This is a genomic window from Micromonospora sp. LZ37, assembly GCF_059359015.1.
In genome coordinates this window covers 453,648-466,759 of the sequence record NZ_JCADBL010000001.1, presented here as the reverse complement: position 1 = coordinate 466,759, position 13,112 = coordinate 453,648, and the positions used below count along the sequence as shown (strand labels likewise).

The following is a 13,112-nucleotide window of genomic DNA, read 5'->3' as shown; positions in this document are numbered from 1 at the left end:
GCGGGCCCGGCGTGATCACGCTCAGAGCACCCCGATTCCGATGGCGAGTTCGGTGATCGTGGCGGGGGCGTCCGGGTCGCGGGCGACTTGGGCGACCACCTCTCGTACCGCCGGCCGGTGTCGGACCTCGGCGGGCGCGATGCGGTGGGCGCGCAGCAGGGCCCGGGCCGCGCTGACGGGGTCGTCGGTCTGCAAATAGGCGCGAGCCGCGTCGATCAGGTGCGCGGCCCGGTGTTCGACCGGCAGCCACCGCCACCCGTCCCGTCCGATCGCCCCCTCGTGCCGGGCGACCGCCGCAGCGCCGTCGCCCAGCTCCACGGCGGCGGCGCCCCGCGCCACCTCGACGGCTGTCGGCCCGAACGCGGTCCAATGATGGTCCTGCCCGTCACCCACCCGGGCCGCCATCTCACCGGCCTCGTTCAGCAGGTCACCCGCCGAACGGTCATCACCCGCCCTGGCCGCGATCAGGGCGGCCTGCACCAGCAGCGACCCACACAACGACAACTCCTGCGGCGTACCGGCGTCCGGATCGGCCGGGGCGATCTCGTAGGCGGCGGCCAGCATCACAGACCTCGCCCGCGACGACGCCCGCAACACCTGGCCGAGCTGCACCGCCGCGCCCGCCAGCAACACCCGGTCACCGGCAGCGGCGGACATCGCCCGATCAGCGGCAAGCCACGCGAGGCTCCCCTCGCCCAGCTTCACCAGCAACGCCGCCGTCACCCGGTACGCCTCCACCACGGCCACCCGACCCGCCCCCGGGTTCCGCACGTGGGCACGGTGAGCCTCGGCCAGCAACGCCGGCAACAGCTCCGCCAGGCGCGGGTACCGGGCATGCTGATAGACCGTTCAGGCGTGTCGCACCTCCCGTGCCAGCCGATCGGCCGGCATCACCTCCCGGCCCGCCGCCGGCCGGCCAAGAGCTATTTCGTACGCCGACAATGCCGCCCGAATCCGTGCGACGCCCTCGCTGCGCTCGGCCACCTCGGCCGGCTGCGCGTCGCGACCGAGCAGGGCCGCGGTGTCAACCCGCAGCACCGCCGCGATGTCCCGAATGGTCGACACCCGCTCCAGGGAGCGGACGCCACGCTCGACCTTGTCCACCCAACTCTTCGACTTCCCCAACTGATCGGCGAACGACTGCTGCGACAACCTCCGCCGCACCCGCAGGTACGCGACGCGTCGACCAATCGGTACCGAATCACCGGTCACGACGCCACTGCCGGTCCGACACCGCCCGAGTCGTTTCCTCGACCGGTATCCGCTCCGCCTCGGCCTGCGCCAGGATCCGCTGTCTCGCCGCCTCCCGCTCGGCCGCCTCCTCCTGCTCACCCCGGCTCACCGCCGCCTCGCCGCCATCCTGCATCGCCACCTCCGTCGGGGACGCGGCGGCGAGTCAGCCGTCGCATGCCATCCACAGTGACGTCGAGGTGTCGCCGGGCGCGACGGCACAAGACGCGACAAGGCACCCACATGGGAAGCGACATTAAGACGACATCCCGCTATCGTGGCGAGCATGACCGCTCCGAACACCGTCCTGCGCGCCGTCCGCACCAGGATGCGCATGAGCCAGGACGACTTCGCCCGCGCGCTCCAGGCCGCCGGTCACCGCGCCGGCGAGCCCAACGACGCCAACAAGCGACTTGTTCAACGCTGGGAGTCAGGCGTGATCGCCGCGCCGCGACCCGTCTACGCCCGCGCGTTGGAAGTGGTCACCGGTCTGCCCATCTCGCTGCTCGGCTTCGCCGCGCTGCCTGACGGCCACGTCGTCGACGACCAGCAGGGTGGCCACGACCTGACCTCGCCCATGTCCGGCCTGGCCACCCCCACGCCCAGGCCGACCGCTGTCCACGGATCACACGAGGGCGTGTGGCTCAGCCGCTATCAGTACCATTCCAGCGGCCGGGGCGAGTCGTTCGCCGGGCAGCACTTCCTGGTCGTGCTTCAGCACGGCGACCGGCTGACCGCACGTAGCCTGCCCGGCTCGGCGGCATCGTCGTTGTCGTTGGATCTCACGGTGGACGGTGCCGTTGTCACCGGCACCTGGGTGGAGCAGACCGACCCCGGCGGCTACTACCGGGGAGCCCGGTACCACGGCGCGATCCAGCTACTGGTGGAGCCCACCGGTCGACGGATGGCCGGGAAGTGGGTCGGGTTCGGCAAGGACATGGACGTCAACACCGGCCCGTGGGAACTGACCTTCCAGGATGCCTCCACGTCCAAGGCGACGCTCGACCGGTACAACACGTCGCCGGCGTAGGCGTTCGTCAAGCTCACAGGCCGGTCGTGACGGCTTCATCCCAACATGAGGCTGACAGCGCCTCACGACACGCGTACACGCGACGCCGAGCCGATGACCGGCGTGCCGGCAGACCATCCCGGCTCGGCGATCATCGCGAAGCTCACCTCACCGCGACAACACGGTCGGCGCGGCGGCGCAGGAACCGGCGGGAACTGCTGCCATGCCGGGCGAGGACACGGCCAGTATCGTCCAGCCGCCAGGTGGCAGCGACCACACGGTCCCCGGCCAGCCACTCCTCCCGCACGACAGGTCGTTGCAACTGGCGCAGCAGCCAGGCGCCGGCCCACTCCGCGTAGTCCTCATGGCTGGCCCGCACCCCGATCACGGTCAGGTCCTCAGGATCGTTGCCGTCGTGGTCATCGAGGAGGTGGTCGTCGCCCCAGACACCTTGGAGTGCCTGTCCGAGCGGCCCGCCCGTCCAGTAGCCAACCTGCAGGGTGCTGCGCTGGGTGGTGAGCCCTGGCACATAAACGTCGATGTACAGCGGCACCAGGCACAGCTGCGACGAGGTGTGGTCCTCCGGCGAGAGCCCCTCGACGTCCCAGCCGGATGCTTCCCGCCGAAGCCGTTCCAGGAAAGCGGCCTCCCCCTCGTTACGACCGACCTCGTCCGGGAACCATCGAACGCCAACTGCCTCAACCACCGCTCGATCATGTCACCAACCGCGCGCGCCGACGCTTTGGCGATGGCTCAGCCAGCACAACCGGCCTGCTCACCGCTGATGGGTGGGTCGGTGCGAGCTTCGCGGACAAGAGGCCAGGTCAGCTTCTCCGTACCGTGGTCCCGGCTCGTCAAGCGAAAGGGTCCCCTCCCGACCACGTTGTCGGGAGAGGACCCTGGCCTGCGGTGCGCGTCGTCAGTGGCAGATCACGGCTTGACGTACGCGTTCACGAAGGACGGGTAGCCGAAGACGCTGGAGATGAAGACCCCGCCGACCTTGGACCCGTGCACGTTGTAGGCGACGTCGACGTAGAGCGGCACCACCGGGGCCAGCTCCTTCATGATCCGCTCATCGAGCTTGGCCCACTCAAGGCCCTGCTTCGCCGGCTCCAGGGCGAGGATCCGGTCGAACTCGGCGTTGATCGCCGGGTCGTTGACGTACGACTGGTTGCTGTTGCCCTCGGCCTTGATGGTGCGGCCGTCGTAGAGCACCGGCAGGATGGACGCGCCGCTCGGCCAGTCGGCCGCCCAGGACCCGAAGTACAGGTCCCACGGGTTGTCCTTCTTCTTGATCTCGTCGAGCTTCGCGTCGTCCGGGATGTTCCGGATGGTGATCTTGAAGCCGGCGCGCTCCAGGTTGGCCTTGACCTGAACGGCCTCCTGCTGCTCGCGGGTGCTGTCCGCCGCGCCCAGGACCAGCTCCGGGGTCTGGCCGCCGAGCAGCTCCTTGGCCTTGTCGACGTTGCCGTTGGCGCCCGCCGGGTAGGCGTCGTACGCCTGGTAGCCGATGGTGGCCGGCGGCATCAGGGTGGTCAGCGGGGCGGCGACGGTCTGGCCGCCGAGCGCCTTGATCAGCCCGTCCCGGTCGATGGCGTAGTTGAGCGCCTGGCGGACCTTCAGGTCCTTGACCCGCTGGGTGTTGATGACCAGCTGGTTGGCGCTGGGCGTCGGGGAGAGGATGGTGCGGCTCTTGAGCGAGGCGTCCCCCGCCACCTTGGCCACCAGCGAGGCCGGCACGAAGTTCCAGGCGAGTGCGCTCTGGTCGGCGCCGTTGTCGGCGATGACCCGGTTGTTGGCGGCGTCCTCGGTGGGGCCGAAGCTCCAGACGAACTGGTCCGGGTACTGGTGGCGCACCGGGTCGGTCTTCGGGTCCCAGTTCGGGTTGCGGTCCAGGGTGAGCTGCACGCCGACCTGGTTCTTCGCCACCTTGTACGGCCCGGACGAGAAGGGCTGGGTGTCCAGGTTGACCCCGGTGTCCTTCTCCGGCTTGAGCGGGGCGGTGGTCGGCAGCGAGACCGCGAACGGCAGGTCACAGCGGGGCTTGGCGAACTCGAAGCGCAGCGTCTTGTCGTCCGGGGTGGTCAGGCCCGGCGGCAGCGAGGTCTTGTTCTTCTTGAAGTCCCACTTGGTGTCGAACTGCGGGCTGTCGGCGAGCCACTCCTGCAGGTAGGTCGGGCCGCCGGAGAGGTCGGGGTCGAAGGAGCGGGCGATGCCGTACGCGATCTCCTTGGCGGTGATCGGGCTGCCGTCCTCGAACTTCACCCCGTCCTTGATCTTGTATTCCCAGACCTTGCAGTCGTTGTTGACGTTGGTGCCGGGCGTCTCGGCCAGGTCACCGACGAGCACCAGGCCGCCCTTGCCGTCGTCCTTCCACGTGGTCAGGTAGCGGGAGAAGAGCGGGTTGGCCATCAGCCCGGCGAAGGAGTACGTCCGCTGCGGGTCCAGGTGGGTGATGGGGGTCTCCCGGATGATGGTGAAGGTGCCGCCCTTCTGCGCGCCGCTCACCTCCGCGGCCGGCCCCATCGAGTCCTTCGGGTCCGTGGCGATGACCCCGGTCTGCTGCCGGTTGGTGTCCACCGTGGTGCCTTCGCCCGTGTTCTTCGAGCACGCACCCAGCGCCACCACCAGTGCGATCGCGCCGCCCGCGGCGGCCGTCACGCGTGGTCGCATCTTCTGCCTCCTCCACCTGTGCCCGTCCGGTCCGGCGGGTGTACCGCCGACGTCCCGAGGATCGTAAAGAAAAAAACCTACGAGTTGTGTAACAGTTGTCGATACTTTTCAACGCCGCCCGACCGGTCGACGTCCGACGGGGACGGACGACGGTCAGCCCAGCCGGACCCGCGGGTCGATCGCGGCGTACAGCAGGTCCACCAGCAGGTTGGCCAGCACCACGAAGACCGCCGCGATCAGCACGGTGGCCATGATGGTGGGCAGGTCGCCGGCGCGCACCGCCTCGACGGCGGTCCGGCCCATCCCGTTCAGGCCGAAGGTGGTCTCGGTGATCACCGTGCCGCCCAGCGCCCCGCCGACGTCGAGGCCGGCGATGGTCACCACCGGGGTGATCGCCGCGCGCAGCGCGTGCCGCCCGTACACCTTGGGCTTGGCCAGGCCCTTGGCCCGCGCGGTCCGGACGAAGTCCTCCGACAGCGTCTCCAGCATCTGCGCCCGGGACAACCGGGCGTAGATCGCGGAGAACAGGAACGCCAGCGCCAGCCAGGCCAGCACCAGCCCGGAGGCCCACTCCAACGGGTCCGTGAAGATCGAGGTGTAGCCGGGCACCGGCAGCCAGGCCAGGGTGTAGACGAAGACCAGCATCAGCACCGCGCCGACGAAGTAGATCTGCAACGAGGCGCCGGCCAGCGAGAAGCCGATCGCGGCCCGGTCCAGCCAGGTGCCCCGGCGCAGCGCGGAGACCATGCCGAGCCCCACCCCGAGCAGCAGCCAGAGCACGGCCGCCGGGATCACGATGCTCAGCGTCACCGGCAGCACCCGGGCGATGGTGTCCGAGACCGCCTCGTTGGTGACGTACGACCAGCCCAGGCAGGGGGCGTCGCACCGGCCGCCCTGGGCGCTGCCCAGGTCCCGGCCGGTGACGATGCCCTTCATGTAGCCGGCGTACTGGGTGACCAGGGGGTCGCGCAGACCCAGCTCCTGGCGGACCCGTTCCAGCCGCTCCGGGTTGCAGTTCTTCGGGCACATGCCGCTGACCGGGTCGCGGGGCAGCGCGAAGAACATCAGGAAGGTCAGCACGCTCACCACGAAGAGGGTGAGCACGGCGGAGAAGATCCGCTTGATCAGGAACCGGGCCATGGCGACACCCCTACCGCGACGACTTCGGGTCGAGCGCGTCGCGCAGCGCGTCCCCGAAGAGGTTGAAGGCCAGCACCAGCGCGAAGATCGTGATGCCCGGGAAGAAGACGTACGCCGGGTCGGTCTCCAGGTAGCTCAGGCTCCGGAAGATCATCTTTCCGAAGCTCGGCGTCTCCTCGCCGAGGCCGACGTTGAGGAAGGACAGCGCGGCCTCGCCGGTGACGTACTGCGGCACCGCCAGCGAGAACGCCACCAGGATCGGGGCCCAGATGTTCGGCAGCAACTGCCGGAAGAGCATGTGCCCCAGCCCGGCGCCGCTGGCCCGGGCCGCCTCCACGAACTCCCGCTCGCGCAAGGTGATCACCTGGCCCCGCACCAGCCGGGCGGTGCTGGTCCAGCCGAAGACCGCGAAGACCACGATCAGCACCACCACCCCGAAGACCGAGGAGACCTCCTCCCGCTCGCCGTAGAAGCGCAGCACCAGGGTCGGGGTCAGTGCCAGCGCGACGATCAGGAACGGCATGGCCAGCGCCAGGTCGGTGATCCAGCTGATCACCGCGTCGACCCGGCCACCCAGGTAGCCGGCGAGGACGCCGAGCGCGACGCCGATCGTGGTGGTGACCACCGCCGCGGTGAAGGCGATGAAGAGCGAGGTCCGCAGGCCGTGGACCATCCGGATGAAGATGTCCCGACCGAGCCCGGGTTCCAGGCCGAAGAAGTGGTCCGCCGACACACCCCCGGCGTAGCCGAGCGGCATCCCGAACCCGTCCAGCTTGCCTTGGAACTGGTCGCCCGGCCCGATCCCGTAGAGCAGCTCGATCAGCGGCGCGGCGAGCGCCACCAGCGCGAAGAAGACCAGCATCGACCCGCTGACGACGGCGGTACGGTCCCGGCGCAGCCGGAGCCAGGCGAGCTGCCCGGGCGAGCGGCCGACCACGGCCTTCTGCTTCGGGGCGGCACCGTCGCCGCCGGACTCGATCTCGGCCAGCGCCACGCCCTCGACCGGGGACAGGCTCACCTCGCCACCTCCTCGGCGCTCACGCCGCTCACGTCCACCGGGCCGGCCGGATCGGCGCCGCCGACCGGGCCGCTCTCCGGAAAGTGGCAGGCCGTCAACTGTCGGCCGCCGTCGCGGACGACCAGGGCGGGTTCCTCGGTGGCGCAGACGTCCCGCGCCTTCCAGCACCGGGTGCGGAACCGGCAACCCGAGGGCGGGTCCAGCGGCGTCGGCACGTCCCCGGTGAGCCGGATCCGGCCGCCCGGACCGAGCGCCGTCACGTCCGGGATCGCCGAGAGCAGCGCCCGGGTGTACGGGTGCTGCGGCCGTTCGTAGATGTCGGCCCGGTCGCCGATCTCCACGATCTTGCCGAGGTACATCACCGCGACCCGCTGGCAGAAGTGCCGGACCACGGCCAGGTCGTGGGCGATGAAGACGAACGCCAGGTCGAGTTCGCGTTGCAGGTCCCGCAGCAGGTTGACCACCTGCGCCTGGATCGAGACGTCCAGCGCCGAGACCGGCTCGTCGGCGACGATCAACCGGGGCCGCAGCGCCAGCGCGCGGGCGATGCCGATCCGCTGCCGCTGCCCGCCGGAGAACTCGTGCGGGTAGCGGTTGTAGTGCTCCGGGTTGAGCCCGACCAGTTCCAGCAGCTCCTGCACCCGCTTCTTCACCCCGCCGGGCGGGGTGATCCCGTTGACCTGCAACGGCATCGCCACGATCCGGCCCACGGTGTGGCGCGGGTTCAGCGAGGCGTACGGGTCCTGGAAGATGATCTGGAGGTCCTGGCGCAGCGGACGCAGCTCGCGCCGCCCGGCGTGGGTGATGTCCCGCCCGGCGAACTCGATCGAACCGGCGGTCGGCTCCAGCAGCCGCACCAGCATCCGGCCGGTGGTGGTCTTGCCGCAGCCGGACTCCCCGACCAGCCCCAGGGTCTCCCCCGGCCGCACCTCGAAGTCGAGCCCGTCGACGGCCCGCACCAGTCCCCTGCTCCGCAGGCCGCTGCGCACCGGGAAGTGCTTGGCCAGCCCGCGCACCCGCAGCAGCGGCTCGGTCTCGGTCATCGGCGCGGACCCTTCGTTCGAACCTGCGGGACTCCGCTCCGCCGCGTTCCTCACCGGGCCACCCCCACCTGCGCGACGTCCTCGGCGTACAGCACGGTCCGCTGGTCGGCGGAGAGGTGGCAGGCGACCAGATGACCGGGGGCGCCCGTCGGGCGCAGCTCGGGGACCTCGGTGGACGACCGGTCGCCGTTGCGGTCGGCGTAGCGGCAGCGCGGATGGAACGCGCACCCCGCCGGCAGGTTGATCAACGAGGGCGGGTTGCCGGGGATCGGCACCAGGTCCGCGTCCGCGTCGCCGTGCAACGACGGCACGCTGGAGAGCAAGCCCCAGGTGTACGGGTGCTGCGGACGTCGCAGCACCTGCTCCACGCTGCCCCGCTCGACGGCCCGGCCGCCATACATCACCAGCACGTCGTCGGCCACCTGGGAGACCACGCCCAGGTCGTGGGTGATCAGGATGATCGCCGAGCGGAACTCGGCCTGGAGGTCGGCGAGGAGGTCCAGGATCTGCGCCTGCACCGTCACGTCCAGCGCGGTGGTCGGCTCGTCGGCGATCACCAGGTCCGGGTCGTTGACCAGGGCCATCGCGATCATCGCCCGTTGCCGCATGCCGCCGGAGAACTCGTGCGGGTACTGGTCGAACCGCTTGGCCGGCTGCGGGATGCCGACCCGGCCCAGCATGTCCACCGCCCGCTGGCGGGCCTCCCGCTTGCCGGCCTTCGGGTGGTGCACCCGGTACGCCTCGGCGATCTGCCTGCCGACGGTGTAGTAGGGGTGCAGCGCGGAGAGCGGATCCTGGAAGATCATCGCCATGTCCCGGCCGCGCAGCCGGCGCACCTCCTCCTCGGGGAGACCGACCAGTTGCCGGCCGCCGAGGGAGATCTCCCCGGTGATGGTGGTCCGCCGGGGGTCGTGCAGGCCGAGGACGGCCAGCGAGGTGACGCTCTTGCCGGAGCCGGACTCGCCGACGATGCCGAGGGTGCGGCCACGCTCCACCGCGAAGGAGACCCCGTCGACCGCGCGTACCACGCCGTCCTCGGTCTCGAAGCGCACCCGCAGGTCCTCCACCCGCAGGTAGGGGCCCTCGGCGGCGCGCTGTTCCGGCACGCCGGATCGGCCGGACGGCACCGGTTCCGGACTGTCCACGACCGCCTCCCTCGGGTTGTAGAGAACCTACAACAAACTCACGAGGGCGAAAATAAGCTACAAAGGCGGAGCTGTCAGCGGGCCACAGCGTAACGAGTCGACAACGGGCGTGAACAGTCCTCACCAGGACATCCACCCCGGCGACTCGATGTCGTGCCCGCACGGTCGCACCTCGGGTGCGACCATGGGGGCGGCACCCACGGGAGGATTCCCGCCGGCACGAGGTGGAGGTGACCATGACCGCGGCGGTGTTCGACCACGAGGGACCGTGGACCGAAGAGGAGTACCTCGCCCTCGGCGAGACGCAACAGCGCGTCGAACTCTTCGACGGGAGCCTCCACGTGACCCCAGCCCCGACTCCACGTCACCAGCGCATTTCGCGCAAGCTGGGCAACATCCTCGAAGCCGCGGCGGAGACTGCCGGGCTGGAGCTCCTGGAGGCGGTGAACGTCCGGCTCCGAGCGGGCCGAATCCCCATTCCCGATCTCGTCATCACCGGGCCGGTCGACCTGGACGAACTCATGATCGAGGCGGCCGACGTCCGCCTCATCTGCGAGATCATCTCGCCGAGCAACGCGGCGACCGACAAGGTGCTCAAGATGCACTACTACGCCGCCGCCGGCATCGAGTGGTACCTGCTGGTCGAGCAGGAGACAGGAGGCCTGCGCCTCTTCCAGCGCCGCGGCCGCAACTACGTCGAACAGTCCATGGTCAAACGGGGCGAGACCCTGACGCTGACCGAGCCGGTGCACGCCACCATCCGGCCGGAGGATCTCGTCCCCTGACGGATGTCGGTCCGCTCGCCTAGGGTCGGGCACATGACCGAGTTCGATGCGGCGTCGGCCGCCGTGCAGGCCGCCCTCGACGCGGGCGCCCGGTACGCGGACGCCCGGGTGATGCACCGCCGCTACGAGTCCATGTCGGCCCGCAACGGCGAGATCGAGGAGCTCACCCAGGACGAGAGCATCGGGTTGGGCGTCCGGGCGCTGGTGGGATCGAGCTGGGGCTTCCACGCCGTACCCGAGCTGTCGGAGCGGATGGTCCGCGGCGCCGGCCGGCGCGCCGCGGAGACCGCCGCCGCGAGCGCGCGGGTTCCCGGGCCGCCGATCGACCTGGTCCCGAGCGAGCCGACCACCGCGACCTGGGCCTCGCAGTGCCGGGTCGACCCGCTCGGGGTGGCGCTGTCGGACAAGGGCGACCTGCTGGTCGGGGCGACCGCCACGATGCGGGCGCACGGCGCCGACCTGGCCGAGGGGCTCTACCAGATCTGGGACACCACCAAGTGGTTCGTCTCCAGCGAGGGGCACCGGATCGACCAGCGCATCCGGGAGTGCGGCGGCGGCATCTCCGCCACCTCGATCGGCGAGCGGGAGACCCAGCGCCGCTCCTGGCCCAGCTACCGCGGCCAGTACGGCACCACCGGCTGGGAGCTGGTCGAGTCGCTGGACCTGGCCGCGCACGCGGCGCGAATCGCCGAGGAGTCCCGGGAGCTGCTCACCGCGCCCGAGTGCCCGGCCGGCGAGACCGACCTGATCCTCGGCGGCGAGCAGCTCGCCCTCCAGATCCACGAGTCCGTCGGGCACGCCATCGAGCTGGACCGGATCCTCGGCTGGGAGGCCGCCTTCGCCGGCACCTCCTGGCTGGACCTGGCCCAGCTCGGCTCGCTGCGGTACGGCTCCGAGTTGATGAACGTCACCATCGACCCGACCATCCCGGGTGCGCTGGGCAGCTTCGGCTTCGACGACGAGGGCTCGCCCGCCGTACGGCGGGACGCGGTCCGCGAGGGGCGCTGGGTGGGCGTGCTCGCCGGGCGGGACTCGGCCGCCGTCGCCGGCCTCGACCACGGCGGCAGCGTACGGGCGGACGGCTGGGCCCGGCTGCCGATGGTGCGGATGACCAACGTGGGCCTGGAACCGGGCCCGCACACCCTCGACGAGATCATCGCGGCGACCGACGACGGGGTGCTGATGGACGTCAACCGGTCCTGGTCCATCGACGACCGGCGGCTCAACTTCCAGTTCGGCTGCGAGGTCGGCTGGGAGGTGAAGAAGGGGCGGCGCGGGCGGATGCTGCGCAACCCCACCTACACCGGCATCGGCCCGCTCTTCTGGCGCTCGATGGACATGCTCTCCTCCGAGATCGTGCCGTGGGGGACGCCCAACTGCGGCAAGGGCCAGCCGGGCCAGATCGGGCACACCGGCCACCCGTCGGCGCCGGCCCGGTTCCGCGACGTCCGGGTGGGGGTACGCGCATGACCGGGACCGGGTCGGACCACGCCGCCCGGGTGGTGGAGCTGGTCCGCCGTCTCGCCGGCCCCGGGGCGCAGGCCGAGGTCACCGTGGTCGAGCACCACCAGGCGCTGACCCGGTTCGCCAACTCGTTCATCCACCAGAACGTCTCCGACGTGGGCCGGGCGGTGCGGCTGCGGCTGCACGTCGACGGCCGGACGGCCGCCGGCAGCGGCAGCCTGGTCGACGCCGACGGGCTGACCGCGCTGGTCGAGCGGACCCTGGCGGCCGCCCGGCTCTGCCCGCCCGACCCGGCCTGGCCCGGGCTGACCCCACCCACCCCGGTGCCGTCCGCCCCACCGACCGACGGCCCGACGGAGCACGCCCAACCCGCCGACCTGGCCGAGCGGGTCCGCGCCTTCGTGGACGCGGTGGGCGGCCTGGAGGCGGCCGGCTACTGCCGCATATCGTCGCGCCGGGGAGCGTTCGCCAACTCCGCGGGCCACACGGCGATCGGCCACACGGCCGAGGCGGCGATGGACGGCATCGCCCGGGCCGGTGGCGCGGACGGGGTGGCCCGGCTCTGCGTCGACCGGCTCGCCGACCTCGACGGCGCCGCCCTCGGCGCCCGGGCCGCGGCGAAGGCCCGCGCCGCCGCCGACCCGGTCGAGCTGCCCCCGGGCCGGTACGAGGTGGTGCTCGAACCGGCCGCCGTCGCCGACCTGCTCCAGAATCTCGCCTGGTACGGCTTCAACGGCAAGCGGTACGCCGAGCGCCAGTCCTTCGCCCGGCCGGGATCGGCCCAGTTCGATCCGGCGGTGACCCTGGTCGACGACCCGCTGCACGGTTCCGCCCTCCCGTACGACCTGGAGGGCACCGCCCGCCGCGCGGTGACGCTGGTCGAGGCCGGGGTGACCCGCGCGGTGGCGCACGACCGGCGCAGCGGCGCGGAGGTGGGGGCGGAGTCCACCGGGCACGGGATGCCGGGCGGGGCCACCTTCGGTCCGCTCCCCCGCAACCTCCGCCTCCTCGGCGCCACCCACGACGACGCCGACCCGCCGGGTGAGCCGACCGGCGCCGCCGGGGCGGGACCGGTCGGGGTGGCCGGCGCGGTGGCCGACCCGGACACCGCCGCGCTGGTGGCCGGGATGGAGCGGGGGTTGCTGGTCAGCGACCTGTGGTACACCCGGGTGCTGGACCCGAAGACCCTGGTGATCACGGGCCTGACCCGCAACGGGGTGTGGCTGGTCGAGGACGGTGTGCCGACCCGGGCGGTCCGCGACCTCCGGTTCACCGAGGCGTACTCCCGGGCGTTGGCGCCGGGCGCGGTGCGCGGCCTGGGCCGCCGGCCGGTGCGCCAGCCGGACCGGCTCGACGGTTCGTGGTGGGAGTCCCCGGCGCTGCGGCTGGCGTCCTGGAACTTCACCGGCGGCGCCTCCGGCTGACCGGTCGCCGCCGGCGTCGGGGCGGACCCCCGGATGTCGAGCGGAGGCTATCTCTCCCCGCCTCCCGACATTGATCATGGTGTGGGTCTTTCCAACCCGCGGGACACACGGGACACTGCGTTGCGCGGCCGGCCCGCGAAGATCGGCGTAACGTGTGTCACTTAGCTGCGCCGATTCGTCG

At 71.5% G+C, this 13,112-nt stretch carries 13 protein-coding genes; 4 read left to right on the top strand and 9 right to left on the bottom strand.

Going from position 1 to position 13,112, the window contains the following annotated elements:
* Window positions 1-21: 21 nt before the first annotated feature.
* From AC5L3Z_RS02230 to AC5L3Z_RS02220, 3 genes are all read right to left on the bottom strand, one after another.
* Window positions 22-771, bottom strand: coding sequence for a hypothetical protein (locus AC5L3Z_RS02230; protein WP_494839074.1), 750 nt, complete (start codon window positions 769-771; stop codon window positions 22-24).
* A gap of 78 nt (window positions 772-849) precedes the next feature.
* On the bottom strand, window positions 850-1,212 hold the full coding sequence (locus tag AC5L3Z_RS02225) for a helix-turn-helix domain-containing protein (protein WP_494839072.1): 363 nt from the start codon (window positions 1,210-1,212) through the stop codon (window positions 850-852).
* Entirely contained in the window at window positions 1,202-1,366 is a 165-nt protein-coding gene (locus AC5L3Z_RS02220) for a hypothetical protein (protein WP_494839070.1), read from the bottom strand. The genes AC5L3Z_RS02225 and AC5L3Z_RS02220 overlap by 11 nt, the downstream gene beginning before the upstream one ends.
* A 141-nt stretch (window positions 1,367-1,507) precedes the next feature.
* Between AC5L3Z_RS02220 and AC5L3Z_RS02215 the strand changes: the two genes are divergently transcribed.
* Entirely contained in the window at window positions 1,508-2,260 is a 753-nt protein-coding gene (locus AC5L3Z_RS02215) for a helix-turn-helix domain-containing protein (protein WP_494839069.1), read from the top strand.
* A gap of 142 nt (window positions 2,261-2,402) precedes the next feature.
* Here AC5L3Z_RS02215 and AC5L3Z_RS02210 read toward each other — a convergent pair whose 3' ends face one another.
* The 6 genes from AC5L3Z_RS02210 to AC5L3Z_RS02185 all read right to left on the bottom strand — a co-directional run bounded on the left by AC5L3Z_RS02210 (window position 2,403) and on the right by AC5L3Z_RS02185 (window position 9,219).
* Entirely contained in the window at window positions 2,403-2,945 is a 543-nt protein-coding gene (locus tag AC5L3Z_RS02210) for a hypothetical protein (protein WP_494839068.1), read from the bottom strand.
* 224 nt (window positions 2,946-3,169) lie between these two features.
* Window positions 3,170-4,912 (bottom strand): ABC transporter substrate-binding protein, encoded by a 1,743-nt coding sequence (locus AC5L3Z_RS02205; RefSeq protein WP_494839067.1) that lies wholly within the window; start codon window positions 4,910-4,912, stop codon window positions 3,170-3,172.
* Window positions 4,913-5,065: 153 nt separating this feature from the next.
* Entirely contained in the window at window positions 5,066-6,052 is a 987-nt protein-coding gene (locus tag AC5L3Z_RS02200) for an ABC transporter permease (protein ID WP_494839066.1), read from the bottom strand.
* Between the two features lie 10 nt (window positions 6,053-6,062).
* Window positions 6,063-7,070, bottom strand: coding sequence for an ABC transporter permease (locus AC5L3Z_RS02195; RefSeq protein ID WP_494839065.1), 1,008 nt, complete (start codon window positions 7,068-7,070; stop codon window positions 6,063-6,065).
* Window positions 7,067-8,113 carry an ABC transporter ATP-binding protein gene (locus tag AC5L3Z_RS02190; protein WP_494839064.1) on the bottom strand — a complete coding sequence of 349 codons (1,047 nt, stop codon included), beginning with the start codon at window positions 8,111-8,113 and terminating at the stop codon, window positions 7,067-7,069. The genes AC5L3Z_RS02195 and AC5L3Z_RS02190 overlap by 4 nt, the downstream gene beginning before the upstream one ends.
* A 50-nt stretch (window positions 8,114-8,163) precedes the next feature.
* Window positions 8,164-9,219 carry an ABC transporter ATP-binding protein gene (locus AC5L3Z_RS02185; protein WP_494839579.1) on the bottom strand — a complete coding sequence of 352 codons (1,056 nt, stop codon included), beginning with the start codon at window positions 9,217-9,219 and terminating at the stop codon, window positions 8,164-8,166.
* A 275-nt stretch (window positions 9,220-9,494) separates the two neighbouring features.
* On the opposite strand from AC5L3Z_RS02185, the gene AC5L3Z_RS02180 reads away from it, so the two are divergent.
* From AC5L3Z_RS02180 to AC5L3Z_RS02170, 3 genes are read left to right on the top strand one after another with little or no spacing between them, the layout of a single operon-like run.
* Complete coding sequence (locus tag AC5L3Z_RS02180; RefSeq protein WP_494839063.1) at window positions 9,495-10,043, top strand: Uma2 family endonuclease; 549 nt, start codon at window positions 9,495-9,497, stop codon at window positions 10,041-10,043.
* A gap of 33 nt (window positions 10,044-10,076) precedes the next feature.
* On the top strand, window positions 10,077-11,513 hold the full coding sequence (locus tag AC5L3Z_RS02175; protein ID WP_494839062.1) for a TldD/PmbA family protein: 1,437 nt from the start codon (window positions 10,077-10,079) through the stop codon (window positions 11,511-11,513).
* Window positions 11,510-12,931, top strand: a complete 1,422-nt coding sequence (locus AC5L3Z_RS02170) for a TldD/PmbA family protein (RefSeq protein ID WP_494839060.1) — start codon at window positions 11,510-11,512, stop codon at window positions 12,929-12,931. The genes AC5L3Z_RS02175 and AC5L3Z_RS02170 overlap by 4 nt, the downstream gene beginning before the upstream one ends.
* Window positions 12,932-13,112 lie beyond the last annotated feature (181 nt).

Bases quoted from the DNA above. Each gene is read 5' to 3' on its own strand.
- AC5L3Z_RS02220 (WP_494839070.1), bottom strand. From the start codon at position 1,366: ATGCAGGATGGCGGCGAGGCGGCGGTGAGCCGGGGTGAGCAGGAGGAG.
- AC5L3Z_RS02205 (WP_494839067.1), bottom strand. From the start codon at position 4,912: ATGCGACCACGCGTGACGGCCGCCGCGGGCGGCGCGATCGCACTGGTG.
- AC5L3Z_RS02200 (WP_494839066.1), bottom strand. From the start codon at position 6,052: ATGGCCCGGTTCCTGATCAAGCGGATCTTCTCCGCCGTGCTCACCCTC.
- AC5L3Z_RS02190 (WP_494839064.1), bottom strand. From the start codon at position 8,113: ATGACCGAGACCGAGCCGCTGCTGCGGGTGCGCGGGCTGGCCAAGCAC.
- AC5L3Z_RS02180 (WP_494839063.1), top strand. From the start codon at position 9,495: ATGACCGCGGCGGTGTTCGACCACGAGGGACCGTGGACCGAAGAGGAG.
- AC5L3Z_RS02175 (WP_494839062.1), top strand. From the start codon at position 10,077: ATGACCGAGTTCGATGCGGCGTCGGCCGCCGTGCAGGCCGCCCTCGAC.
- AC5L3Z_RS02170 (WP_494839060.1), top strand. From the start codon at position 11,510: ATGACCGGGACCGGGTCGGACCACGCCGCCCGGGTGGTGGAGCTGGTC.